Origin of the sequence: Micromonospora sp. C81, from assembly GCF_018070425.1 — a bacterium.
Classification (GTDB): domain Bacteria; phylum Actinomycetota; class Actinomycetes; order Mycobacteriales; family Micromonosporaceae; genus Micromonospora; species Micromonospora zamorensis.
Genome location: NZ_JAGPXS010000017.1, coordinates 70260 through 93183, shown reverse-complemented (window position 1 = coordinate 93183; position 22924 = coordinate 70260). Strand labels below are relative to the sequence as shown.

Genomic DNA, 22924 nt, shown 5'->3' with positions numbered 1-22924 from the left:
CTCAGTCGGCTCGGCCGGCCCGCGCCAGCTCGTCGTCGAGGGTGTCCACGTCCTCCGACTCGATGGCCGGCTGGTTACCTTCCTTGAGGTCGGCGTTGGGGCGGACCACGAGGTAGAGCAGCCCGATCCAGAGCGCGGAGAGCAGGATCGCGCCCATGAAGTCGGTGGGGTGGTGCATGCCCCGGTACATCCGGGAGGTGGCCACCCCGACCGGCATGATCACGGCCACCGCCACGAAGATCCAACGCCACCAACGGTCGGTACGCGGGAACACGATGAGGGTGATCGCCAGCCAGACGCAGATCGTGGCCGCGATGTGCCCGGACGGGAACGACGAGGTGGGCATCTGCCCGTCGAGGTTCTCCACGGCCGGGCGGGGCCGGTCGACAGCCCGCGCCGACGCGAGGAACAGGGTCAGCTCGCCCACCATCGCCAGCGCCACGAACAGCACCGGCCGCCAGCGTCGCCACACCGCCAGCACCAGCGGGCAGAACACCAGCGAGATCAGCAGGATCGCGTGGGTGTCACCGAACTTGCTCCACCACCAGCTCACATCGGTCAGCACGTCGGTGTGCCGCTCGGCGAACCAGCGCGGCACGTCGGTGTCGAGGGTGTCGAAGAAGGTGCCCTTGGCGTGGTAGCTGACGTACGTGCCGAAGCCGTACAACGCCCCGAACACGAGCACCCAGCCGACCAGCAGCTCGGCCACCGCCGAGCGGGGGTGGGCCAGCACGTGCTCCTCGTCGGGGGCGGCGGCGATGTCGTGCCCCGCCTCCGGCTCCAGGCCCTCGCTCAACGGCGGCACCGGTCGCCCGCGCTCGCGCCGCCACAGCTGGAAGGCGTACGCGGTGACGCCCAGCCAGGCGGCGCCGAGCAGCCAGCCGGCCAGCACGTCGGAGATGAAGTGCACGCCCAGCGCGATCCGGGTCAGACCGATCAGTGCCACCAGCACGCCGACCCCGACGATCACCGGCTTGCGCCAGCGCGGCGCCATCGCCGGAAGGAACACCAGCAGCAGAGCCCCGTACGCGACGAACGAGCCGAGCGCGTGCCCGCTGGGAAAGCTGTTGCCCGGGGCGCTGGCGATCGGCACGTCCACGACCGGGCGGAGCCGGCCGACCAGCGTCTTCAGCGACGGGTCGAGGATCAGACCACCGACCCCGGTGATGATCAGATAGACGGCGAGTCGGGGCTGGCGCCGGATCAGCAGCCCGACCACGGCGATGGTGACCAACCAGATGAGGATCGGTCGGCCGCCCAGGTCGGTCACCGCCTGCAGGACGGTGACGAGTGCGTGGTGCGGGGCGACGAGCCCGTTGAACCATTCGGCGACGGCGTGGTCGGCGTCCTGCAGAGGACTCCACCGCACCCGGACGAGCATCAACAGCAGCCCGAAGGCCACCCCGGCGCCGGTGACGGCCACCAGGCCGGCGATGCTCCGTTCGGCGAAATGACCGATCGGACGCCGTGCCACCTCTTTGACCGCGGTCACCCCGCACCTCCCTTGTTGTCTGGCGAGGCGCTTTACCCGATCTGCGTCACCCGTACACGCCGGGCAGCTAGAGCGCGGTCATGTCCCCGGTGTCGACCAGCTCGGCCCGGTCCGCCTCGGGCTCCCACAGGTCCGGTTGGGCGGGCTCCCGCACACCGATGCGCAGCGCCTCCAACTGGGCGGCGAAGGCCAGCCCTCCGAAGAGGGCCATCCCGGTCAGGTTGGCCCAGAGCAGCAACGCCATCATGCCGGTCAACGCGCCGTAGGTCTGCCCGAAATCGTCACTGAACCGCACGTACGCGGCGAGCAGCAGGCTGGCCAGCCACCACAGGGCCGTGGCGATGCCGGCGCCGAAGAACAGCCAGGAGAGGCCGGGCTGGTTGCGGCGTGGCGCCTGCCGGAACAGCACGGCAACGGCGAGGACGGTCAGCCCGAGGCTCAGCGGGAAGCGGACCACGTTCCAGATGCCGGTGGCGACCTCACCCCACTCGTAGTGCTCACGTACCGAGTCGCCAATCGCGCCGCCGCCGACCAGGATCAGGAAGCCGGCGAGCGCGGGCAGACCGGCGGTGACGGCCAGCACGGCGGCGCGGAGGTATTTCCGCAGCGCCGGGCGGTCCCGTTCGACCCCGTAGATGCGGTTGGCGCCCCGCTCGATCTGGGCCATCGTGGTGGTCAGCGCGAACAGGCCGGTGAGCAGACCGAGGGTGAGTGCCAGCTCCCCGGCGTCCTCCACCCTTTCGCCCTCGCCGAGCAGCTCGCCGACCATCTGCGCGCTCTGGCCGGGGGTGACCGCCAGGACGGTGTCGGCGACCACCTGGCCGCCCTCCTGGACACCCAGCTCGCTGATCAGGCCGGTGAGGGCGATCAGGAAGGGCACCACGGCGAGGCACAGCTGCAGCGCGAAGGCCCGGGAGTGGCTGAACCCGTCGCCGTAGCGGAAGCGGATGAAGGCGTCGCGCAGCAGGTGCCAGCCGCCCTCGCGACGCAGTGTGTGCCAGGCGTCGTCGGCGGACAGCTCCTCGTCTGCCATCAGCCGGGTCTCCGGCACGATCCGAGTGCTACTCACGGCGCGCTTCCTCGATCAGCTGCTCGCCCCGCTCCCCTGCGCCCTGCGCGTCGACGGCCAGGTCGGGGGCGTCCTCGGGCTGGGGGACGCAGAGCCAGAGCGCCTGAGGGCGAACCTCGGCGTGCAGTTGCCGGCCGGGCGTGATGAGGTCGCCGTCCAGCTCCCGGGGCTGGGCACGGTTGCTGGTGACCACGACACGCCGACCCCGGTAGACCTCCATCCGCGGCACCTGGCCGCTGCGGCGGATCACCGCCCAGCCGAGCGCGAGCCAGTGCCGCAGGCTGCGCGGGGTGAGCACTGCGACGTCCAACCAGCCGTCGTCCGGCTCCGCCTCGGTGAGCAGGCGAACACCGCCCTGGAGTCGGCCCACGTTGGCGATCAGGACCGAGCGGGCCCGGCGGCGCAGCGGCGGACGGTCGTCGATGCGGATCTGCACCCGCATCGGCCGGTCCCGCAGGTGCCGGGCGGCACCCACCACGTACGCGGGCCAGCCGATGCGGGCCTTGGTGGTCTCGTTGGTGGCCTCGAGCATCTGGGCGTCGAAGCCCATGCCGGCCATCACCGTGAAGTATTTGTCCTCGACCGCGCCAACGTCGAGCAGCCGTCGGCCCCGCTCGACGGCGACCTGCAACCCGGCGGCCAGGTCGGTGGAGAGGCCAAGGTTGGCGGCGAGCAGGTTGCCGGTGCCCTGCGGCAGCACGGCGAGGGCCACGTCGGTGCCGACCAGACCGCTGACGCAGGACATCACGGTGCCGTCGCCACCGCAGGCGAAGACCAGGTCGACACCGTCCTTGACGGCCTGCTCGGTCTGACCGCGGCCCGGGTCGTCGACTGTCGTCTCGAACCACTGCGGCGCGGGCCAGCCAGCCGCCGCCAGGGCGTCGTCGACGGTGCGGCGCAACTCGTCGAGATCGTCGACCTTCACGGGGTTGACCACCACGGCGGAGCGCAGCCCGCCGTCGCCGCCCGAGGGCCGCCTGTCCTGTCCAGGATCCACGGCGTCAGTGTGCAGCACCCGGACGGCTTCAGCGACCCGGCGACCGGCCCGCGTCGGAAGTGCCACAGACAGGTTTCAACGCGACCGCCCCCATCAGGCGGCCGCCCGTAGCGCGGCCTCCACCCGGCGGCGCAGATCGTCGAGGTCAACTCCGGCTTCGGTGAGCACCAGAGCGCCCAGCCCGTGGCCCTCCCGGAGCACCCCGAGCAGGATGTGCTCGGTGCCGATGTGGCGGTGGCGCAGCCGCAGGGCTTCCCGCAGCGACAACTCCAGCACCTTCTTGGACCGGGGTGAGAATGGGCCGCCGAGGAACCGCTTGCGCCCCCAGCGACGGCGCGGCGCCGGCACGGCCTCGCGCAGCGCGTCCGGGCCGAAGGACTGCTCGATGCGGGCCACGATTGCGGCCAGGTCGATGCCGATCTCCCGCAGGGCCGCCGCGTCCGCGTCGCCGAGGCCCGCGCCACCGGTGGCGGTGTGCCGGCGGACGCGCTCGCGCAGGTCGTCGGCGCGCACGCCCGCGTCGGCGAGCACCCGGCTGGCCAGGCCCGCGTCGTCGGCGAGCAGGGCGAGCAGCAGGTGCTCGGTGCCGACCGGGCGCTGGCCCTCGGCCCGTGCCTCCTCCAGCGCCCGGCGCACCACGTCGCGCGCCCGGTCGGTGAACCGTTCGAACATCACGCCTCCCAGGATGGGTTGACCGCCGGTCGCCCGGCGTGCTTCTTGTGCACCGCCTGCCGGCTGACCTCGAGCGCGTCGGCGATCTCCTGCCAGGACCAGCCCTGTCGACGGGCGTTGTCCACCTGGACCACCTCGAGCCGCTCGAGCAGCCGGCGCAGCGCGCGGACGGCGCGCAGCCCGACCCGGGGGTCGGTGCTGCCGGCTGCCGCCGCGAGTTCTGTCGCCTGACTCATGCCGTCAACATACGTTGACAGCGCCACCATTGTCAACTCTGGTTGACGGACGACGGTGACGTAACGAGAACCGCCCCGCCGCCGAACCCATCCGACTAGCCTCGGTCAGGACAGGCTGGTCGTGCCGGGCGCGACGCCCGGGAGGTGATATCGGATGGCCGCACCCGCCGACGCACCGGTGCTGGTCGGCCTCGGGTCGGACCTCGACCTTCCGGTCGTCGCGCAGGCCGCGCAGGAGGCCGCCGGACACGGCCGGCCACTGCACCTGCTGCACACCTTCGACTGGCAGGCGGCCTTCGCGGCGGACACCGTCGCCGCGCCCCGCGATCGGGCCGAGCAACTGATCACACAGGCGGCACAACTCGCCCACCAGACCGAGCCGGGGCTGACCGTGGGCGCTGAGATCGTCGAGAGCGCCCTGCTGCCCACCCTCATCCGCCGGTCCGAGACAGCATTCCTGCTCGCGGTCGGCGACAGCGGCATGGCCGGCAGCGGCCAGTGCATCCCGGCCGAGACATCTGCCGTGCAGTTGGCCGCGCGGGCCGGCTGCCCGCTGATGGTCGTCCGCCGCGAACCGCCCCCGCAGGGGCCGGTGCTGGTCGGTGTGGACGGCTCACCCAGCTCACATCTCGCCCTGCAGTGGGCCGTGGAGTGCGCGGCCCGCAGGGACGCCCGGCTGCTGGCCCTGCGGGTGGTGGAGTACGACGAGGACACCGACGCGGTCGCCGAGCAGCTCAGCGAGGCGCTCGCCCGGCACACCGATCTCCACGGCGGGGTGCCCACCGAGTGCCGCGTCGTCCGGGGTGATCCCGCCGAGGTGCTGATCGACATGTCCCGCTCGGCACAGGTGGCGCTCGTCGCCGCCCGCGGCGACGAACCGGGGCGCGCCATGCTGGGTGCGGTCGCCCAGTCCCTGCTCTACCACTCCCCGGCCCCGGTGGTCGTCGTCCGTGGTCTAGCCGAGAAGCCGCTCACCGGGCACACTGCCCGCCCGGCCCGGGACCAACGGCCCTGACCACCGGCGACCGCAGCGACGAGACTGGACGCCGGACGCCCACCCGACCCGCGAGAGGCTTACGCAGCATGGACTCCGCTGTTGACCTGCACAGCCCTCTGACCGAAGACGAACTGCGTCGGCTGGACGCCTACTGGCGCGCCGCGAACTACCTCACCGTCGGGCAGATCTACCTGCTGGACAACCCGCTGCTGCGGGAGCCGTTGACAGTCGACGACATCAAGCCGAGGCTGCTCGGCCACTGGGGCACCAGCCCCGGCCTCAACCTGATCTACGCCCACCTCAACCGGGTGATCGTCGCCCGCGACCTCAACGCCATGCTGGTCACCGGCCCCGGCCACGGCGGCCCGGCCATCGTGGCCAACACCTGGCTGGAGGGCACCTGGTCCGAGCGCTACCACGACGTGGCGCGCGACGAGGCCGGGATGTCCAAGCTGTTCCGCCAGTTCTCCTTCCCGGGCGGCATCCCCAGCCATGTCGCGGCGGACGTGCCGGGTTCGATCCACGAGGGGGGCGAGCTCGGGTACGCGCTGAGCCACGCCTACGGCGCCGCGTTCGACCACCCGGACCTCGTGGTGGCCTGCGTGATCGGCGACGGTGAGGCGGAGACCGGGCCACTGGCCGGCAGTTGGCTCTCCAACGTTTTCCTCAACCCGGCCCGGGATGGGGCGGTGCTGCCCATCCTGCACCTCAACGGCTACAAGATCGCCAACCCGACCGTCCTGTCCCGGATCCCCGAGGCCGACCTGCTCGACCTCATGCGCGGCTCTGGCTACCAGCCGTACGTGGTGGCTGGCGACGACCCGGCGCAGGTGCATGGCACGCTCGCCGCGACGATGGACCGGGCACTGGACGAGATCGCCGAGATCCAGCGGCGGGCCCGCTCCGGTGGCGTCGTCGAACGCCCCCGCTGGCCGATGATCATCCTGCGGACGCCGAAGGGCTGGACCGGTCCCGCCGAGGTCGACGGCATCCAGGTGGAGGGCACCTACCGCGCCCACCAGGTGCCGCTGTCGGGCGTACGCGACAACCCGGCGCACCTGGCCGAGCTGGAGCAGTGGCTGCGCAGCTACCGGCCGGAGGAGCTGTTCGACGCCACCGGCGCGCCGGTCGACGAGTTGCGGACGCTGCCGCCGCGCGGTGACCGGCGGATGAGCGCCAACCCGGTCACCAACGGCGGCCTGGTGCTGCGTGACCTGGCCCTGCCCGACTTCCGCGACTACGGCGTGGAGGTCCCCGAGCCGGGCACCCCGATGGCCGGCGCGACCGGCGTGCTGGGTCCGTGGATCCGCGACGTGATCAGCGCCAACCCGCAGACGTTTCGACTGTTCGGCCCGGACGAGGTCGCCTCCAACCGGCTGGGTGCCGCCTTCGAGGTGACCGACCGGGCGTGGGTGGCCGCGACAGTGCCCGGCGACGACCACCTCTCGCCCGACGGCCGGGTCATGGAGGTGCTCTCCGAGCACCTGTGCCAGGGCTGGTTGGAGGGTTATCTCCTGACCGGCCGGCACGGCGTGTTCACCAGCTACGAGGCGTTCATCCATATCGTCGACTCGATGCTCAACCAGCACGCCAAGTGGCTGAAGGTGACCCGGGCCATCCCCTGGCGGCAGCCGCTCGCCTCGCTGAACTACCTGCTGTCCAGCCATGTCTGGCGGCAGGACCACAACGGCTTCTCGCACCAGGACCCGGGCTTCATCGACCACGTGGTCAACAAGAAGGCCGAGGTGGTGCGGGTCTACCTGCCGCCGGACGCCAACACCCTGCTCGCCACGATGGACCACTGCCTACGCAGCCGGCACTACATCAACGTGGTGGTGGCCGGCAAGCAGCCGTCGCCGAACTGGCTGACGATGACCGAGGCGATCCAGCACACCCGCCGCGGCCTGGGCATCTGGGACTGGGCCAGCAACGACGACGGCAGCGAGCCGGACGTGGTGCTCGCCTGCTGCGGGGACGTGCCCACCCTGGAGACGCTGGCCGCCGCCGAACTGCTGCGCCAGCACCTGCCGGAGCTGAAGGTGCGACTGGTCAACGTCGTCGACCTGATGCGACTCCAGCCGGACACCGAACACCCGCACGGCCTGCCGGACAAGGAATTCGACACCATCTTCACCCCGGACCGGCCGATCATCTTCGCGTACCACGGTTACCCGTGGCTGATCCACCGACTCACCTACCGGCGTACCAACCACGACAACCTGCACGTGCGCGGCTACAAGGAGGAGGGCACCACCACCACACCGTTCGACATGGTGATGCTCAACGACCTGGACCGCTTCCACCTGGTCATCGACGTCATCGACCGGGTGCCCGGGCTGGGAGCCCGGGCCGCGCACCTGCGCCAACGGATGGTCGACGCCCGACAGGCGGCCCGCGACTACACCCGCCAGTACGGCGAGGACGACCCACAGGTCGCCGAGTGGCGCTGGGTCCGCGAAACCGACCCGACCAACCCCTGAAGGAGAACGACGTGCGCGACGCGGAGATCCTGGTCGGCTACGACGGCTCGACCGACGCCTCGGTGGCTCTCGACTGGGCGCTGGAGGAGGCGCGGCACAGCGGCCAACCGGTGCGGCTGGCGTACGTCTTCGAGTGGTTGACCGTGGCCAGTTGGGTCGGCCCCGGCGTGGCGCCCGGGGTCTGGCCGGACGACACCGCCCGCCGGCAGGTCGAGGAGCTGGTCCGCAAGGCGGCGGCCGACGCCGCCGCCGCGAACCCCGGCCTGCGGATCACCGGCGAGGTGTACGACGGGCCGCCCGCCCTGGTGTTGCAGGAACGCTCAGCTGAGGCGGGCATGCTGGTGCTCGGCAGCCGAGGCCACGGTGGCTTCGGTGGTCTGCTGGCCGGGTCGACGGCGATATCGGTCGCCGCGCACGCCCACTGCCCGGTCGTCGTGGTCCGGGACGGGGTCGGCAGCGCTCCGGTCGACGCGTCGACCGGCCGGGTGGCCGTCGGTGTGGACGGCTCGGGACCGTCGCTGGTGGCGCTCGGGTTCGCTGCCGAACGGGCGGCGCAGCGCCAGGTGCCGCTGCGCGTCCTGCATGCCTGGACACCGGGCCCCGGCGGGGCGGCCGGTGTGCCCGACGAGCAGGCCGCTGTGGAGCAGGCGCTGGAGCCGTGGCGGCGGACGTTCCCCGATCTGGCCGTGACTGTCGACCTGGTCCCGAGCAGCCCGGCGGCGATGCTGATCGAGGCGAGCCGCGACGCGCGGCTGGTGGTGGTCGGCAGCCGGGGCCGGGGCGGGCTGGCCGGGATGCTGCTCGGCTCGGTCAGCCAACAGCTCATCCAGCACGCCAACTGCCCGGTGGCGGTGGTCCGGGAACGCTGACCTCCGCCGACCTTGAGCGCGGTGTCGAGGGTTTCGGACCGACCTCGGCGGGCGGACCGGCCCGCCGAGGTCGGGACCTGTGGCCCTGCGGTGACACCACCGCTATGCACATGATGGTGCGGCAACCCCCGCACCACAGCCGTGTCGTGAGGCACGATGAGCAGAGACGGAAAGGTCGTGACCATGAGTCAGGAGAACCAGCTGACCACCGCGCTGGCGGAGGCCGCCGCCACCGCCGGCCACGCCCCCTCGGTGCACAACACCCAGCCGTGGCGTTGGCGGGTGCTGCCCGACGCGCTGGAGCTGCGCTCGGTCGCCGACCGGCAGCTCGCCGCCTCCGACCCGGAGGGCCGGCTGCTCGCGATCAGCTGTGGCACCGCCCTGCACCACGCACGGCTCGCGCTGGCGGCCGAGGGGTGGCGCGCCGTGGTGGAGCGGCTGCCCGACCCGGGCGACAGCGAGCTGCTGGCCCGACTGACCGACCTGAGCCAGACAAAGGCAGACCCGGACGCCATGCACATGGTGCAGTGCATGCAGGTCCGGCACACCGACCGGCGGCCGGTCAGCGACGAGCCGGTGCCGTCCACGGCGATCGAGCAGATCGTCCGGGCGGTCAACGCGGAGGGCTGCCGGTTGCAGATCCTCGACCGCGACCAGGTGCTGGAGCTGGCCGCGACGGCCAGTCACGCCGACACGATCGAGGCCGAGGACCCGGAGCTGCGCGCAGAGCTGCGTTACTGGACCAGCCGCGCCGGCGAGGGCACCGGCCTGCCGGCGGAGGTGCTGCCCGAGCAGCCGCCGCAGACCACAGTGCCGGGTCGCGACTTCGGCCGCCCCGGCAGCCTGCCCGTGAGTCCCGGCCACGACCGCATGGCGGTGTACGCGATCCTGCACGGCGACGAGGACGAGCGGGACAGCTGGTTGCGTGCCGGCGAGGCGCTGTCCGCCGGTTGGCTGACCGCCACTCGGCTCGGCGTGTCGGTGGTGCCGCTCAGCGCCGCGGTGGAGGTGCCGGGCACCCGGCAGACCCTGCGGCAGATGCTCTCCGTGATCGGCTACCCGTACATCGTGCTGCGGTTGGGCATCGCGGACCCGGCACAGTCGGGCCCACCGCACACCCCGCGACTGACCGCCGCGCAGGTGGTCGACACCTCCGCGGTGCGCGGCGGGCAGGGCTGACGGGACGGTCAGGCGGCGAGCACCGCGGCCTCCCGGGCCGGGTCCAGCCCGATCGAGCTGTGCAGCGGTCGCCCGGCGCGGGAGGGCACGGTGCCGACCTCGCGTAGCCACCGCCAGGTGTCGTCGACAGTCTCGGTCACCGGCCGGCAGGTCAACCCGGCGGCGACAGCGCGCGTCACGTCCCGCTCCAGCAGCCCTCGGTAGGGGTGACCGGTCGGCAGCCAGATCGGCAGATCGCTCCACGCCTGCACACCGGCGGCGAGGATCGTCGTCGGATCGGTCCAGCGCAACCGGGCGTCGGCACCGGTGGCAGCCACACACGCGTCGAGCAGCTCACCCATCGTGGTCTGCCCGGGACGACCGGTCGCGTTGAACGTGCCGCCCAACCGCCGGGCGCCCGCGTCCAGCATCCACGCCGCCAGATCGCGAACATCGACGTACTGCACCGGCAGGTCGACCGGCGCGGGCGCGAGCACGTCGCCGCCGCGCTCGACGCGACGCAACCACCAGGGCAACCGGCCGATGTCCTCCCCCGGGCCCAGGATCAACCCGGCCCGGGCGACCAGCGCGCGGTCGCCGAAGACCTCCCGCACGGCACGCTCGGCACCGGCCTTGAGCTGCGGGTAGTCGCCGTCGACGGCGCCCGGGTCGGCGTCCACCACCGGGGAGTCCTCGCTCAACCCGCGCGCGGCCGGGTCGGTGTAGACCGACCCGCTGGACACGTACACGAAGTGGCCGACCGCGTCGACCAGGACGCGGGCGGCGTCGCGGGCAGCGCACGGCGCGCCGTCCCAGGTGTCCACCACCAGGTCCCACTCGCCGCCCGCCAACGCCGCCAGACCGTCCGGCGCGGTGCGGTCACCCCGCAACCGGTGTACACCCGGGGGCACCGAGCCGTGCAGACCTCTGTTGAACACGGTCACCGACCAACCCCGCCGCACAGCCTCGGTGACCGTCGCCCCGCCCACGAAACCCGTACCACCCAGCACCAGCAGTCTCATGCGCTCCACAGTGCCGGCGCAGCCCGGCGGGCGGCACCCCGTTTCACCGGTAGCGGATCTGCCCGTGGCAGAACCCGCCGGGGTCCGGTGGTCGGGAGATTCCGATCCCGCGGCACCCTCGTCCAGAATGCAGGAAAGCCGCCCAGGGCATGGTCAACGGAGCCGCCGATTGCGAAACTGCTTCAATCTGCGTGAGCACAACCCGGACGGAGCAGGGAATGTCCAGCACACCGCTGTCCCTGCCGCAGCCATCCGCACGGGCACCCGAGTTCGGCCGGGACGCGCTCATCGTCTGCGAGAACCTGGTGCGGATCTACCAGACCGGTTCGATCGAGGTGCAGGCACTGCAAGGACTGGACCTGGCCGTGGAGAGCGGTGAGCTGGTCGCCGTCGTCGGCGCCTCCGGGTCGGGCAAGTCGACGCTGCTCTCCATCCTGGCCGGCATCGACGCCCCCACCGCCGGGCGGGTCCGGGTCGATGAGTGGAATCTGCTGGCGATGTCCCGCGCGGACCGGGTGGACTACCGGCGGCACACCGTCGGGTTCGTACGGCAGCAGACGGCGAGCAACCTGATCCCCTACCTGACCGCACGGGAGATGGTGGACCTGCCGATGACGGCGGCCCGCACCGCGGTCAAGGAGCGCCGGGAGCGCGCGGCCGAGCTGCTGGACAGCCTCGCTGTCGCCGACTGCGCCGATCGGCGCCCCGGGCAGCTCTCCGGAGGGCAGCAGATGCGCGTCGCGATCGCTGTGGCGCTGGCCAACCAACCACGGGTCCTGCTCGCCGACGAGCCGACCGGCGAGCTGGACGCCGCCACGTCCGCCGAGGTCTTCGGCGTCCTGCGGGACGTCAACCGACGCTACGGCGTCACCGTTGTCGTGGTGACCCACGATCCGGAGGTCAGCAGCCAGGTCGAACGGACCGTCGCGATCCGGGATGGACGTACCAGCAGCGAGGTGCTGCGCCGCACCACCACCGACGCCGAGGGCGACACGCATGTGATCGCCGAGGAGTACGCCGTGATGGACCGGGCCGGGCGGGTCCAGGTGCCCCGTGAGTTCCGCCAGGCGCTGGCGCTGACCCGACGGGTCCGGCTGGCCCTGGAACCCGACCACATCACGATCCGCCCCGACTCGGGAAGCGGCGAATGAGCAGCGAGCCGTTGCTCAGTGTGCGTGGCGTACACCGGCGATTCCGCACCGGGCCGACCGTCGTACACGCCCTGCGCGGCGTGTCGTTCGACGTGGCCGCCGGTTCGATGGTGGCGCTCGTCGGCCGGTCCGGCTCGGGCAAGACCACCCTGCTCAACGTCATCGGCGGCCTGGACCGCCCGGACGCCGGCACCGTGCACGTCGACGGCACCGACGTCACCGCGCTCGACGAGGACGGCCTGTCCCGGCTGCGGCGCGAGAAGGTGTCGTACGTCTTCCAGAGCTTCGGGTTGATCCCGGTGCTGTCGGCCGCGGAGAACGTCGCCGCCCCGCTGCGGATGGCCCGCGTCGCCCCGACCGAGCGCGAGCGGCGGGTCGAGCTGCTGCTGGAACTGGTCGGCCTGGCCGACCACGCCCAGCAGCGGCCGGCCGAGCTGTCCGGTGGCCAGCAGCAGCGGGTGGCGATCGCCCGCGCGCTGGCCGCCTCGCCCCGGCTCCTGCTCGCCGACGAGCCCACCGGGCAACTGGACGCCGAGACGGGCCTGTCGGTGATGGCCCTGCTGCGCGGGATATCCGAATCCGAAGGCGTCACCGTACTGGTGTCGACGCACGACGCGGTGATGATGGCCCTGGCCGACCGGGTGATCCGCATCCACGACGGGCACCTCGACGAACAGGCGACCGGGCAGCCGTACGAGTCCGTGCCGGACGCCGGATGACCCGACGATGCTGAGGCTGGTCAGCCGGCGCGCCCGCGCGCAGTGGCCGTTGCTGGCAGCCCTCCTCGGGGTCGTCACGATCGGCGCGACACTCCTGGGCACCTGCACCCTGCTGGTCACCCGCACCGCCGAGCGGGCGCTGGAGGTCGCCATGGCCCGCGCCGCCCCCGCCGCCGTCGACGTGACCGTCTACACCGGCACCGTCGAGGGCAGGGACACGCGGTCCGTCGCCGCCGACACCCGCACCGTGGTGGCCTCCGCGCTCGCACCGTTCCCGGTGACGACGACCGCGCGGGCGTCGACGGTGCTGCGAGCGCTGCCGCCCACGCTCGCAAAGGGCACCACCGTCGGAGCCCAGGCGTACCTGTCCGGGCTGGACGATCTGCCGGCCCGGGCCGAACTGGTCACCGGGCGCTGGCCACAGCACCCTGGCGACGCGGTGCTGCTGGAGTCCACCGCCCACCTGCTCGGCATCACCCCCGGTCACCGGGTGCGCCTGGGCGCCGAGCTGGCCCACCCGCCCGTCCCGGCCATCGACGTGACAGTCGTCGGTGTCGTACGCCCGCTGGCGGGGCGCGGCTGGGAACGCGACCCGCTGGCCGCGGCCGGCTCCGCCACCGGCTACCGGGACGGCCGCTTCCTGCAGCCGGTCAACGCCTACGGCCCGTTCCTCGTCGACCTCGCCGACCTGGTCACCACCGGCGCCACAGTCGACCGGATGGAGGTCACCGCCCATCCGGACCTGTCCCACGCCAACCGCCACGACCTGGAGACCGCGGCCGGGGCCGTCGGCGGCGCCGACCGCCGGTTGGCCGGCACCCTCGGCGACCGTGTCACGCTCGCCCGTGTCGCCTCCGACCTGCCGCTGACCCTGCGGGCCGCCGACGACCAACGGCACGTCACCGCCGCCGTCGTGCTCGCCGTCGCCGCCCTCGGCGGTGTCCTGGCCGCGACAGCACTCGTCCTCGCCGGCCGGCTGACAGCGGGCATACGCGCCGATGAGACCGCCCTGCGGTCCGCCCTGGGCACCAGCCGTCGCCAACTCGCCGCCACCGCGACACTCGAGGCCGGGCTCGTCGCCGCCGTCGCCGCAGCGCTCGCGACACCGGCCTCGTCGGCCCTGCACGCCGGCCTGACCCACCTGCCGCCGCTGGACGGCGCCGGCCTGACCGTCCGGCCGGCCATCGCCGGTGCCCAGGTCCTCGCGGTCGCCGGCGGCGCGCTGGTGCTCGCCGCCGTCCTCACCGTCCTGGCGATCCGGCCCGTCCCGGCAGCCGGCGATCGGCGCACCCGCCGCGAACTGCTGGCCCGATCCGGCGCCGACCTGATGCTCGCGGTGTTCGCCGCCGCCGGATGGTGGCAGCTGTACGCGCAGCCCACCGCAGCCAGCCCACGCGCCGATGCCGTCCGGGTGCTCGCGCCCGCGCTGCTGCTCACCGCAGGCGCCGCCCTGGCTCTCCGGGTGGTGATGCCCGCCCTGCGCGGCGCCGAACGGTTGGCGTACCGCGCCCGTGGGCTGGCGCTTCCGCTGGCGGCTTCCGAGGCCGCCCGCCGGCCACAGGCGGTCGCCGCCGGGCTGCTCGTCGGACTGGCCTGCGCGGCCGGGACCTTCGGTCTCGCCTTCGACAGCACGTGGCACCAGTCGCAGCGCGACCAGGCCGCGCTCTCCGTCGGCACCGACCTGGCACTCACCCTCAGCACGGTGCCGGTCGCCGGAGAGGGCACGGTCGTCAGCGCGGTCACCGCGGGGGTGGTCAGTCCGGCCCTCGACCGTGGTACCTCCGTCGGTCAGTGGCTCGGCACCGCCGGCGATGCGCCGCGCCTGATCGCCATCGACACCACCCGCGCCGACACGCTGCTGCGCGGGCGGCTGGACAGTGACCGCGGATGGGCGGGCGTCGGCGCCACGCTGGCGCCGCGCACCCGGGTCACCGGCCTCGCCATCGGGAAAGGCACCCCGCTCGTCCTGAGCGGGACCGCCGACGACGACGCACCGCTCACCGTGACGCCCCGGCTGCTGCTGCAGGACGCCAGCGGCCTGCGCACGTCCTGCACGGGTCCCGCCGTACCGCTCGACGGCCAGGAGCATCGGCTGCCCGCCTGCGCGACGGCTGACGGGCAACGCCTCGTCGCTGTCGCCCTGCCGGTCACCGCGGACGCGGTTGGCGGACCCGTCGCCGTAGCCGTCACGCTCACCGTGCCGCCCGCCGGGTCGACGGAGAGATCCACAGACGGATCGGACTGGACCGCCACGTCCGCACCGCCGGTCCCGAGCAAGTTGAGAGACCCGACCGTCATGGTGTCCGCCACGCCGACGGGATCCGCGCTTCGGATGGCCGCGACCGTCGACCTCGACGGTGCCGAGGACGCCGCCCGAACCCTCGTCGCCACCGCCTTCCCGGACCCCGGCCCGGTGCCCGTCGCCGTCTCCGCCCGCTTTGCCAGCGAGGTCGGTGCCGAGAACGGCAGCCAGCTCAGCGTCACGGTCGGCATCACGCCCGTCCCGGTCGTCGTCACCGAGGTCGTGCCGACCGTACCGTCCGCCCCCGGCGCCGTAGCCGTCCTGGCCGACCTGGACACGCTGTCCCGCGCACGCGCCGTCACCGGCGACCTGACGTTCCCGGTCGACGCCTGGTGGGTCGGCCACCCGGCCGGTGCCGGCGCCGCCGAGCGGGCCACCGCCCTGCACCTGGGCACCGTCGCGACCCGCGAGGCGGAGACCGCCCGCCTCACCGGCGGCCCGCTGCGCGCCGGGCTGCCGGCCGCGCTCCGGCTCATCGTCCCGGCTGCGGCCCTGCTGCTGCTCGCCGGCGTCGTCCTGCACGTCACCTGTGATCTACAGGTCCGCGCCGTCGAGGTGGCGCGGCTGCGCGGCCTGGGGATGTCCCGGCGCGGCATCCGGGCCGTGCTGCTCGGCCAGCACGCCGGCGTTCTGCTGCCCCTGCTCGCGGCGGGCGCCGTCGTCGGCGCGCTCGCCACCCGCGTCGTCGCTCCCCTGCTCGTGCGCTCCGACACCGGCGCCGCGCCCGTCCCGGCCACCCAGCCACACTGGCCGTGGCCAGCCGAGGCCGCACTGCTCGCCGTACTGCTGGCCGGATGCGTGCTGGCGGTCGCCGTCGTGGTAACCGTCCAGGTCCGCCGGGCCGACGCCGCGCACCTGCGGGTGTCACCGTGAACCGGTGGCTGACCCGCCGGTGGCCGGCGCTGCACTGGCCCAGCATCCGCGGCCGTGGCCGCACCGACGCGGGGCCACTGCTGCTCACCGCCGTCGTCATCGCGGCCGTCACGCTGCTCGCCGGAGCCGTGCCGGCGCTGCTGCGCGCCGCCGCCGACGAGGCCGTCCAGGACACGGTCCGCCGCGCCGGCCACGACTCGAACGTCCTCGTGCACGCCAACTGGGAACGCGACGACGGGCCGACCGGCGGACGGGTCCGGATGCCCCGCCTCGCGGAGGAGCTCGACGACTTCCGCGCCCAGGCGACCTACGCGCTCGGCCCCGACCTGGACGCCGCGCTGCTCCCACCCGTCGCCGCTGTCAACGGCCCGGTCCTCAACATCACCGGCGGCAGCGTGCCGCGTACCTTCCAGTTCACCTACCTGGCCGGTGACCTCGGCGGCCCGGACGTGACCTGGATCGCCGGCAGCCCACCCGGCCCCACCGTCTCCGACGAGTACGTCGAGACCCCCTACGACGGACCGCCCTGGCCGGTGCAGGTCGGCCTCTCCGAGGAGGACGCCACCGCACTCGATCTCGGCCCCGGCGACCGAATCCCGGTCAGGGACGGCCAGGGTCGCGACAAGGACATCCGGGTCAGCGGGATCTACCGACCCGCGGACAGCGCCGACCCCGCCTGGCTCCTGGCTCCTGCACTCCTGCGCCCCGTGGCCGGCGCCGACGGCGTGGGCATCACCCGGTTCGCCGGCCTGCTGTCGCGCGAGTCGTTGCCGGACGCCCGGCTCGCCATCGACGAGGACCAACTCCGCCGTACCGTCCACTTCGCACCCGCTCCCGACGCGCTCAGCTGGGACGCCACCGTGGCGCTCGCCAGCCAGGTGGTCAAGCTCAAGGCAGCCTCCGGCTCATCAAGCGACCGCGGCCAGACCCTGAAGTGGGAGTCGCAGCTCGACACCGCCCTACGCGACGCCCGTACACGGAACAGCGCTGCTTTCGCACAGGCCGCCGTCCTGCTCACCGGAGTGCTGAGCGCCACCGCACTGGTCCTGTTGCTCGCCGCCGACCTGCTGGTCCGCCGCCGTACCCCGGTGCTGAGCGCCGCCCGGCAGCGTGGGGCGGCGCTACCCGACCTCGGTGCGGAACTGATCATCGAGTCCACAGTGGTGTCCCTGTCGGCCGCCGCCGTCGGGCTCGCGTTCGCCCGCGCGGCCGCTCCGGGCGTCTCCTGGACCTGGGCCGTCCCCGTGGTCCTGGCCGGCGCCGTCGCGGGGCCGGCATTCGGCACCCTCGCCGCCGCCCGCGCCAGCCGCGACCGGCGCCAACCCGCCAACCCGGCCGCCCGACGCTGGATCCGGGCCACCGGCCAACTGCGCCGCGCCGCAGTGGAGGCCGCGGTCCTGATCGCCACGGTCGCCGCCTTCGTCACGCTGCACCAGCGTGGGCTCCTGCCCGTCGCCTCCGACGGCGACACCGCTGAGCTGACCGGCGACCTGATCCTGCCGATCAGCGCCCTCACTCTGGGCGCGCTCGTCGGCGCGCTCGTCCTGCTCCGGCTGCTGCCCCTCGGGGCACGGTTCGCGCTCCGAGGTGCCCTGCGTTCGCGCCGCCCGCTGGCCGTGTTCGGTGCCGCCCAGGCGGCCACAACGGCCGGGCGCGCGCTGCCGTTGCTGGTTCTGGTCAGCACCGCGGCGCTCGCGTCGTTCGCGCTCATCCTCGGCACGACCGTCACCCGGGGTCTGGACGACGGCGCGTGGAGCACCGTCGGCGCCGACGCCCGCCTCGACGTCGGCACCGACGCCGAGGCAGCCACGCCCGCACTCGCCGAGCGCATCGCCGCCGCACCCGGGGTAGGGCAGGTCGTCGTCGCGCAGGTGACCGACTCGGCACGCGTCTTCACCGAATCGACACTGCTCACCCCACGTCTGGTCATCGTGGACGCCGCCGCGTTCCAGCGTCTGCTGGCCACCACTCCGCTGCCCGACGCGCCGGCGCTGGCACGCCTCACGACACCCGGCCCTGGCCCCGGGGACGTCCCAGCGCTGGTCCGATCGAGCGACGGCAACCTGCGGACCGGCACGCAGCTGCAGCTACCCCGCGACGGTGCCCCGGCGATTCGTCTCGCCGCGGTCGGTACCGCTCCCTCCGTCGGCGGTGCCGACGACATCGTCATAGTGGACGCCGAGGCCCTCGCCGACGCCGGGCTGCCCGCCGTTCCGAACACCGTCTGGGTGACCGGCCCCGGCGCGTCGCGGGCCATGTCGAACACCGGCGTAGCCGCCGACGTCGTGCTGCGCACGGACGTCCTGCGGGCGCAGCGAGTGGCTCCGCTGACCGCTGGGCTGCTACGGCTGGCGTGGACGGCCGCCGCGGTGCTGCTGGCGCTGGGGTTGCTCGGCCTCACGCTCGCCGCCGCCGCTGGCGCGTCGGAGCGGTGGCAGACCCTGACCCGTCTGCGGACCCTCGGCCTGCGGCCGCGCGACGCCCGCTGGGTCGCCGCCGGAGAGCTGCTGCCGCCGGTCGTGGTCGTTGCGGTGTGCGGCCCGCCACTCGGGGCCCTGCTCGCACGCCTGACTCTCGGCCCGCTCGACCTGCGGCTGCTCACCGGCCAAGCCACCGAACCGGCGGCGGTGCTGCCGTGGTGGCTGCTGGGCCTGGTGAGCGTGGCGCTGCTGGCGACGGCCGCCGCGGTCATACCTGTCGAGTCGGCGCTGCGGCGACGGGACCGGCTGAGCGAGGTTCTCCGCGCCGGCGAGTAACCGGTTACTGGCAGAACCGGGCGGAGCCCGGCTGCCAGGGTGGTGGGCGATACTGGGTTTGAACCAGTGACCTCTTCCGTGTCAAGGAAGCGCGCTCCCACTGCGCCAATCGCCCGTGGTGGCCCCGTGGGGCACATCGCGAGCGGACGACGGGATTCGAACCCGCGACCCTCACCTTGGCAAGGTGATGCGCTACCAGCTGCGCTACGTCCGCACGTCCCCGACAACCGCCGGCGACAGGTGAACTCTACCTGACGCCAAGATCGCTTGGCGCGGCACCCTGGGCGGTTGCGGTTGCACTGGTCGGCAGCGGGGTATTGAGGAATCTCGACAGCACACCACACCCCCTTAAGGAGGCTGTCGTGGGTATCGGCACCAGCATCTTCCTCATCGCGCTCGGCGCGATTCTCACCTTCGCGCTGGATGCGAGCGTCGGCGGCATCGACCTGGACGTGGTCGGCTGGATCCTGATGGGAGCCGGCGTGCTCGGCCTGATCATGACCACGCTGATCTTCAGTCGCCGCCGCCAGGTCGTCACCACCACCGAGCAGCCGGTGGAATACCGCCAGGTCGAGGAGCGGCGGGACATCGCGCCTCCGCTGTGAGGGCTCAACGTCACGGGCCGGCCGCCTCGATCGAGGTGGTCGGCCCGTGCGCGCGACACCCCACTCAGTCCAGGCAGGTGAGCGCGACCTCGGCGTAGCGCGTCAGCGCCGCCCGGTCCGGGTTGATGGCACCCATCACCCGCAGACCCTGGAGGCTGGTCACCAGGAAGCCGGCCAGATCGGTGGCGCTGCGAGCGGACGTGATCTGGCCCCGCAGCTGGGCGTCGGCCAGCAGGTCGTAGAGCGCCGACTCCAGGGACTGCGTCGTCGACCGGAGCCGGTCGGCGACCCGCTGGTCCTGGTGTGCGCGCTCCATCGACGCGCCGACGATGAGACAGGAGAGGTGCTGGCCGTCGCCGGTGATGTCGTCCACCGTGCCGACGAACATCTCACGGATGACCGCTCGCGCGTCGTTGCCGGAGCGCAGCAGATCGACCATCGGGGTGGCGTAGCGCTGCCGGTACAGGTCGAGCACCGCCAGGTAGAGGCCGTCCTTGCTGCCGAACGCGGCGTAGATCGAGCCGCTGCCCAGGCCGGTGGCCTCGGCGAGGTCGCGCATCGAGGTGCCCTCGTAGCCCTTGGTCCGGAACACCTCCATCGCCGCGTTGACCGCGGCGTCGAGGTCGAACTCACGGGTGCGTGCCATGCCTGAACGCTACCCGCTATCTGGAACGTTCGACAAAGTACCGCCGGTCACAGGGTGTCGACGGCCTGGTCGCCTCGGCGCCGAAACCACCGACCTGACCTTGTTCGTGCCGGCCTGTGCCCAGATGTCCGGAATCCCGGCGGAGGGCGTGGCCGCGACGGTCGAACGGGAGATTCTGAGCCAGCCTGATCCGCGCGACTTCGCGTAGAACGCGGTGTGCGGGCGAAGCGGAGAGCGTGTAGTCAGCGAACCCGAGTGGGTCACGGGGTGCGGAAACCATTGACTACGGGGTTCAGACAGCGTTGTCTTTCACTGGCCCTGGGGAGGTACAACAGTGATCGACGATGTGTCCCTCGTATTCTGCGTGACCGCCGACGTGTCGGTGCGCGAGCGGATGGTGCGGCGCCTGAACGGCCTCGGCACCCTGGTGATCTGCACCGACCTCGCGGAGTTGCAGGCGATGATCGGCCCGCCCGCCAGCAGCCGGCCGGCGCGGCTCTCCACCTCCGCAGCCGTTCCCACTCCCGCCGCAGCCGCTCCCGCCGGCACCGCCGGCCGGACCAGTCTCGGTGACCTCACGATCGACCCGCTCGGCCATCTGGTGACGTGGCGTGGACAACCGCTGGCCCTGACCCGACTCGAGCGTCGCCTGCTCACCCAGCTCGCCACCGCACCGCTCGGAGTCTGGACGTACGAGAGGCTCTTCGAGTCGGTCTGGGGCTGCGCGTACCTGGGCGACACGTCGATCCTGCACTCGGCCGTCAAGCGGTTACGCCGCAAACTGCGCGCCGCCGACGACGCCCTGCGCGTGCACACCGTTCGCGGGATCGGTTACCGGCTCAGCGTCGGATGAGCCCAGGGATAAGCAGAACGGCTCGTCACCGGGCTTTCGGTGACGAGCCGTTCTGTGTGGTGGGCGATACTGGGTTTGAACCAGTGACCTCTTCCGTGTCAAGGAAGCGCGCTCCCACTGCGCCAATCGCCCGTGCTTGTTGCCGAGGTGGGGACGGGATTTGAACCCGCGTAGACGGCTTTGCAGGCCGTTGCCTCGCCTCTCGGCCACCCCACCGAGGTTGCCCCCGTCATGCGTGGCGGCAGCTCCGAGCGGACGACGGGATTCGAACCCGCGACCCTCACCTTGGCAAGGTGATGCGCTACCAGCTGCGCTACGTCCGCACGCCCCCGGACGTTCCCGGGTGACGGATGAGAACTTTAGCCGAGCCGGTGAACGACTGCCAACTCGGGGTCGCCTCGGCGCGTCCCACCCTCGGCGCGGGTGGGATCAGCGCCATCCCGCAGGGCTTCCTAGGGGGCTGGTCTGATGCCGTCATTCGTTGCGGACGGTCACCCTCCGAAACCATTAGGCAATCATCGTCATCATCGTGTCGCAGGTCGCGAGAAGGGTGTACGCGCGCATCAGCTCGTGCCGGCGGACCTCGACGGACACTCCTTGGAAAACGACCGAAGAGGGCCTGAGAAAGTGTCCGGCTTCCGACTGTCGCAGCGCGGATCAGGGTGCGGTGGTAACTGTTCGTGTTCACTCGGATGGGCTACGGTAACGGTCGTGACGAGACGTGCGGCCGAGATCCGCCTGGATGCCCTGCTGCGCACCGCCTGTGACGTGATCGTGGAGCGCGGGCTGGCCAATACCCGAACGGCGGATGTGGCGCAGGCCGCCGGCGTGAGTCAGGCACTGGTTTTCTACCACTTCGCCACCAAGGAGCGGTTGCTCTCACAGGCGTTCGCGTACGCGGTCGAGCAGGATCTCGCCCGACTGGACGTGGTGACCCGGTCCTCGGCCCCACCGCTGACCAAGCTCCGCCGGATCCTCAAGCTCTACACCCCGGCCGGCCGTGGTGCCTCCTGGTCGATGTGGATCGACGGCTGGTCCGAGTCACTGCGTACGCCGGAGTTGGAGAAGGTCTCCCGCCGACTCGACCTGCGCTGGCGTCAGGACCTGGCGGCGGTGATCTCGGCGGGCGTGGCCGACGGCACCTTCCAGTGCGCCGACCCGGACGGGGCCGCCTGGCGGATCAGCGCGGTCATGGACGGCCTCGCCGTCCAACTCGCCGTGCACGACCGGGTGATCTCCCGCCGGCAGTTCGGCGAGTGGGTCCGGCTGGTCACCGCCCGGGAGCTCGGCCTGGACCCCACCGACCTGGACTGAGCCGGGCGGCCAGCGCAATCACCCACACCAGGCCGGGGAAAACGGCTCGGCCCGCCCCGTGGACCGGAACAATCGGCAGCATGGATCTGCTGGAGGCGTACCGCCGGAGCCTGGCCGAGTTCGTCGACCGGGTGGACCAGGTCGAGCCCGGCCAGTGGTCCGACCCGACACCCTGCTCGGACTGGGACGTGCGCACGCTGGTCAACCACGTGGTGAACGAGGACCGGTGGAGCGTTCCGCTGCTGGCCGGCCGGACCATCGAGGAGGTCGGCGACCGACTCGACGGTGACCAGCTCGGCGCCGACCCGATCACGGCGGCGCGGGAGGCGGCCGCGCAGGCCGAGATCGCCGCCACCCATCCCGGCACGATCGACCGCACCGTGCACCTCTCCGGTGGCGACACCCCCGCCGCGGAATACCTCCAGCAACTCCTCGCCGAGCACCTCATCCACGGCTGGGACGTGGCGGTGGCGATCGGCGTACAGCCTCGGCTCGACCCGGACGCCGTGCGCGTGGCCGCACGGTGGTTCGCCAACGAGATCGACGACTACCGGCGCAACAACCTGGTCCGGACCGGGGTGCGGGTGCCCGACGACGCCGACGAGCAGGACCACCTCCTGGCCGCCTTCGGCCGCGACCCCGACTGGGCGCCGAGCGACTGACCCTCCCGCGGCGTCACGCTCCGGCGGTGGACGCCCCCGTGTGCCGTCGCC

General features: G+C 72.6%; 20 protein-coding genes and 5 tRNA genes. 13 read left to right on the top strand and 12 right to left on the bottom strand.

Going from position 1 to position 22924, the window contains the following annotated elements:
* Position 1: 1 nt before the first annotated feature.
* The 5 genes from KBX46_RS24915 to KBX46_RS24895 all read right to left on the bottom strand — a co-directional run bounded on the left by KBX46_RS24915 (position 2) and on the right by KBX46_RS24895 (position 4466).
* Positions 2-1492, bottom strand: a complete 1491-nt coding sequence (locus KBX46_RS24915; RefSeq protein ID WP_210794271.1) for a phosphatase PAP2 family protein — start codon at positions 1490-1492, stop codon at positions 2-4.
* Between the two features lie 67 nt (positions 1493-1559).
* Positions 1560-2561: a YihY/virulence factor BrkB family protein gene (locus KBX46_RS24910; protein WP_210794270.1), complete on the bottom strand. Its 1002-nt coding sequence runs from the start codon at positions 2559-2561 to the stop codon at positions 1560-1562.
* On the bottom strand, positions 2554-3558 hold the full coding sequence (locus KBX46_RS24905; protein ID WP_307871434.1) for a diacylglycerol kinase family protein: 1005 nt from the start codon (positions 3556-3558) through the stop codon (positions 2554-2556). Before KBX46_RS24905 ends, KBX46_RS24910 begins: the two co-directional genes overlap by 8 nt.
* A gap of 93 nt (positions 3559-3651) precedes the next feature.
* A complete protein-coding gene (locus tag KBX46_RS24900) occupies positions 3652-4230 on the bottom strand; it encodes a Clp protease N-terminal domain-containing protein (RefSeq protein ID WP_210794269.1) in 579 nt (192 codons plus the stop codon).
* The gene (locus KBX46_RS24895) at positions 4230-4466 is read right to left on the bottom strand and encodes an HTH domain-containing protein (protein WP_088946910.1); all 237 of its coding nucleotides are present in this window, start codon (positions 4464-4466) and stop codon (positions 4230-4232) included. The genes KBX46_RS24900 and KBX46_RS24895 overlap by 1 nt, the downstream gene beginning before the upstream one ends.
* 154 nt (positions 4467-4620) lie before the next feature.
* Between KBX46_RS24895 and KBX46_RS24890 the strand changes: the two genes are divergently transcribed.
* From KBX46_RS24890 to KBX46_RS24875, 4 genes are all read left to right on the top strand, one after another.
* Positions 4621-5481 carry a universal stress protein gene (locus KBX46_RS24890; RefSeq protein WP_210794268.1) on the top strand — a complete coding sequence of 287 codons (861 nt, stop codon included), beginning with the start codon at positions 4621-4623 and terminating at the stop codon, positions 5479-5481.
* A gap of 68 nt (positions 5482-5549) precedes the next feature.
* Positions 5550-7943, top strand: a complete 2394-nt coding sequence (locus KBX46_RS24885) for a phosphoketolase (RefSeq protein WP_210794267.1) — start codon at positions 5550-5552, stop codon at positions 7941-7943.
* 11 nt (positions 7944-7954) lie between these two features.
* Entirely contained in the window at positions 7955-8812 is an 858-nt protein-coding gene (locus KBX46_RS24880) for a universal stress protein (protein WP_210794266.1), read from the top strand.
* Between the two features lie 183 nt (positions 8813-8995).
* Positions 8996-9991: a nitroreductase gene (locus tag KBX46_RS24875; protein ID WP_210794265.1), complete on the top strand. Its 996-nt coding sequence runs from the start codon at positions 8996-8998 to the stop codon at positions 9989-9991.
* Between the two features lie 8 nt (positions 9992-9999).
* Here KBX46_RS24875 and KBX46_RS24870 read toward each other — a convergent pair whose 3' ends face one another.
* Positions 10000-10992: an NAD-dependent epimerase/dehydratase family protein gene (locus KBX46_RS24870; RefSeq protein ID WP_210794264.1), complete on the bottom strand. Its 993-nt coding sequence runs from the start codon at positions 10990-10992 to the stop codon at positions 10000-10002.
* A gap of 218 nt (positions 10993-11210) precedes the next feature.
* Between KBX46_RS24870 and KBX46_RS24865 the strand changes: the two genes are divergently transcribed.
* From KBX46_RS24865 to KBX46_RS24850, 4 genes are read left to right on the top strand one after another with little or no spacing between them, the layout of a single operon-like run.
* On the top strand, positions 11211-12143 hold the full coding sequence (locus KBX46_RS24865; protein ID WP_210794263.1) for an ABC transporter ATP-binding protein: 933 nt from the start codon (positions 11211-11213) through the stop codon (positions 12141-12143).
* A complete protein-coding gene (locus KBX46_RS24860; protein WP_210794262.1) occupies positions 12140-12862 on the top strand; it encodes an ABC transporter ATP-binding protein in 723 nt (240 codons plus the stop codon). Before KBX46_RS24865 ends, KBX46_RS24860 begins: the two co-directional genes overlap by 4 nt.
* A 7-nt stretch (positions 12863-12869) precedes the next feature.
* On the top strand, positions 12870-16037 hold the full coding sequence (locus KBX46_RS24855; protein ID WP_210794261.1) for an FtsX-like permease family protein: 3168 nt from the start codon (positions 12870-12872) through the stop codon (positions 16035-16037).
* The gene (locus tag KBX46_RS24850) at positions 16034-18793 is read left to right on the top strand and encodes an FtsX-like permease family protein (RefSeq protein WP_210794260.1); all 2760 of its coding nucleotides are present in this window, start codon (positions 16034-16036) and stop codon (positions 18791-18793) included. Before KBX46_RS24855 ends, KBX46_RS24850 begins: the two co-directional genes overlap by 4 nt.
* A gap of 40 nt (positions 18794-18833) precedes the next feature.
* On the opposite strand, the gene KBX46_RS24845 is transcribed toward KBX46_RS24850, so the two are convergent.
* Together KBX46_RS24845 and KBX46_RS24840 are read right to left on the bottom strand one after the other, a co-directional pair.
* Positions 18834-18908: transfer RNA gene (locus KBX46_RS24845), tRNA-Val, on the bottom strand.
* A 26-nt stretch (positions 18909-18934) separates the two neighbouring features.
* A tRNA-Gly gene (locus KBX46_RS24840) sits at positions 18935-19007 on the bottom strand.
* 148 nt (positions 19008-19155) lie between these two features.
* On the opposite strand from KBX46_RS24840, the gene KBX46_RS24835 reads away from it, so the two are divergent.
* Positions 19156-19398, top strand: coding sequence for a DUF6458 family protein (locus KBX46_RS24835; RefSeq protein ID WP_088946900.1), 243 nt, complete (start codon positions 19156-19158; stop codon positions 19396-19398).
* Between the two features lie 64 nt (positions 19399-19462).
* On the opposite strand, the gene KBX46_RS24830 is transcribed toward KBX46_RS24835, so the two are convergent.
* A complete protein-coding gene (locus tag KBX46_RS24830; protein WP_210794259.1) occupies positions 19463-20044 on the bottom strand; it encodes a TetR/AcrR family transcriptional regulator in 582 nt (193 codons plus the stop codon).
* Here KBX46_RS24830 and KBX46_RS24825 point away from each other — a divergent pair.
* Both KBX46_RS24825 and KBX46_RS24820 read left to right on the top strand, forming a co-directional pair.
* On the top strand, positions 20043-20252 hold the full coding sequence (locus KBX46_RS24825; protein ID WP_210794258.1) for a hypothetical protein: 210 nt from the start codon (positions 20043-20045) through the stop codon (positions 20250-20252). The two genes, KBX46_RS24830 and KBX46_RS24825, sit on opposite strands and share 2 nt — an antisense overlap.
* Positions 20253-20438: 186 nt before the next feature.
* A complete protein-coding gene (locus KBX46_RS24820) occupies positions 20439-20897 on the top strand; it encodes a winged helix-turn-helix domain-containing protein (protein WP_210794307.1) in 459 nt (152 codons plus the stop codon).
* A gap of 57 nt (positions 20898-20954) precedes the next feature.
* Here the strand turns inward: KBX46_RS24820 and KBX46_RS24815 are convergent.
* From KBX46_RS24815 to KBX46_RS24805, 3 genes are all read right to left on the bottom strand, one after another.
* Positions 20955-21029: transfer RNA gene (locus KBX46_RS24815), tRNA-Val, on the bottom strand.
* Positions 21030-21042: 13 nt separating this feature from the next.
* Positions 21043-21113: transfer RNA gene (locus KBX46_RS24810), tRNA-Cys, on the bottom strand.
* A gap of 34 nt (positions 21114-21147) precedes the next feature.
* Positions 21148-21220: transfer RNA gene (locus KBX46_RS24805), tRNA-Gly, on the bottom strand.
* A 388-nt stretch (positions 21221-21608) separates the two neighbouring features.
* Between KBX46_RS24805 and KBX46_RS24800 the strand changes: the two genes are divergently transcribed.
* Positions 21609-22211 (top strand): TetR/AcrR family transcriptional regulator, encoded by a 603-nt coding sequence (locus tag KBX46_RS24800; protein ID WP_088946899.1) that lies wholly within the window; start codon positions 21609-21611, stop codon positions 22209-22211.
* Positions 22212-22291: 80 nt separating this feature from the next.
* Positions 22292-22873, top strand: a complete 582-nt coding sequence (locus KBX46_RS24795) for a TIGR03086 family metal-binding protein (protein ID WP_088946898.1) — start codon at positions 22292-22294, stop codon at positions 22871-22873.
* Positions 22874-22924 lie beyond the last annotated feature (51 nt).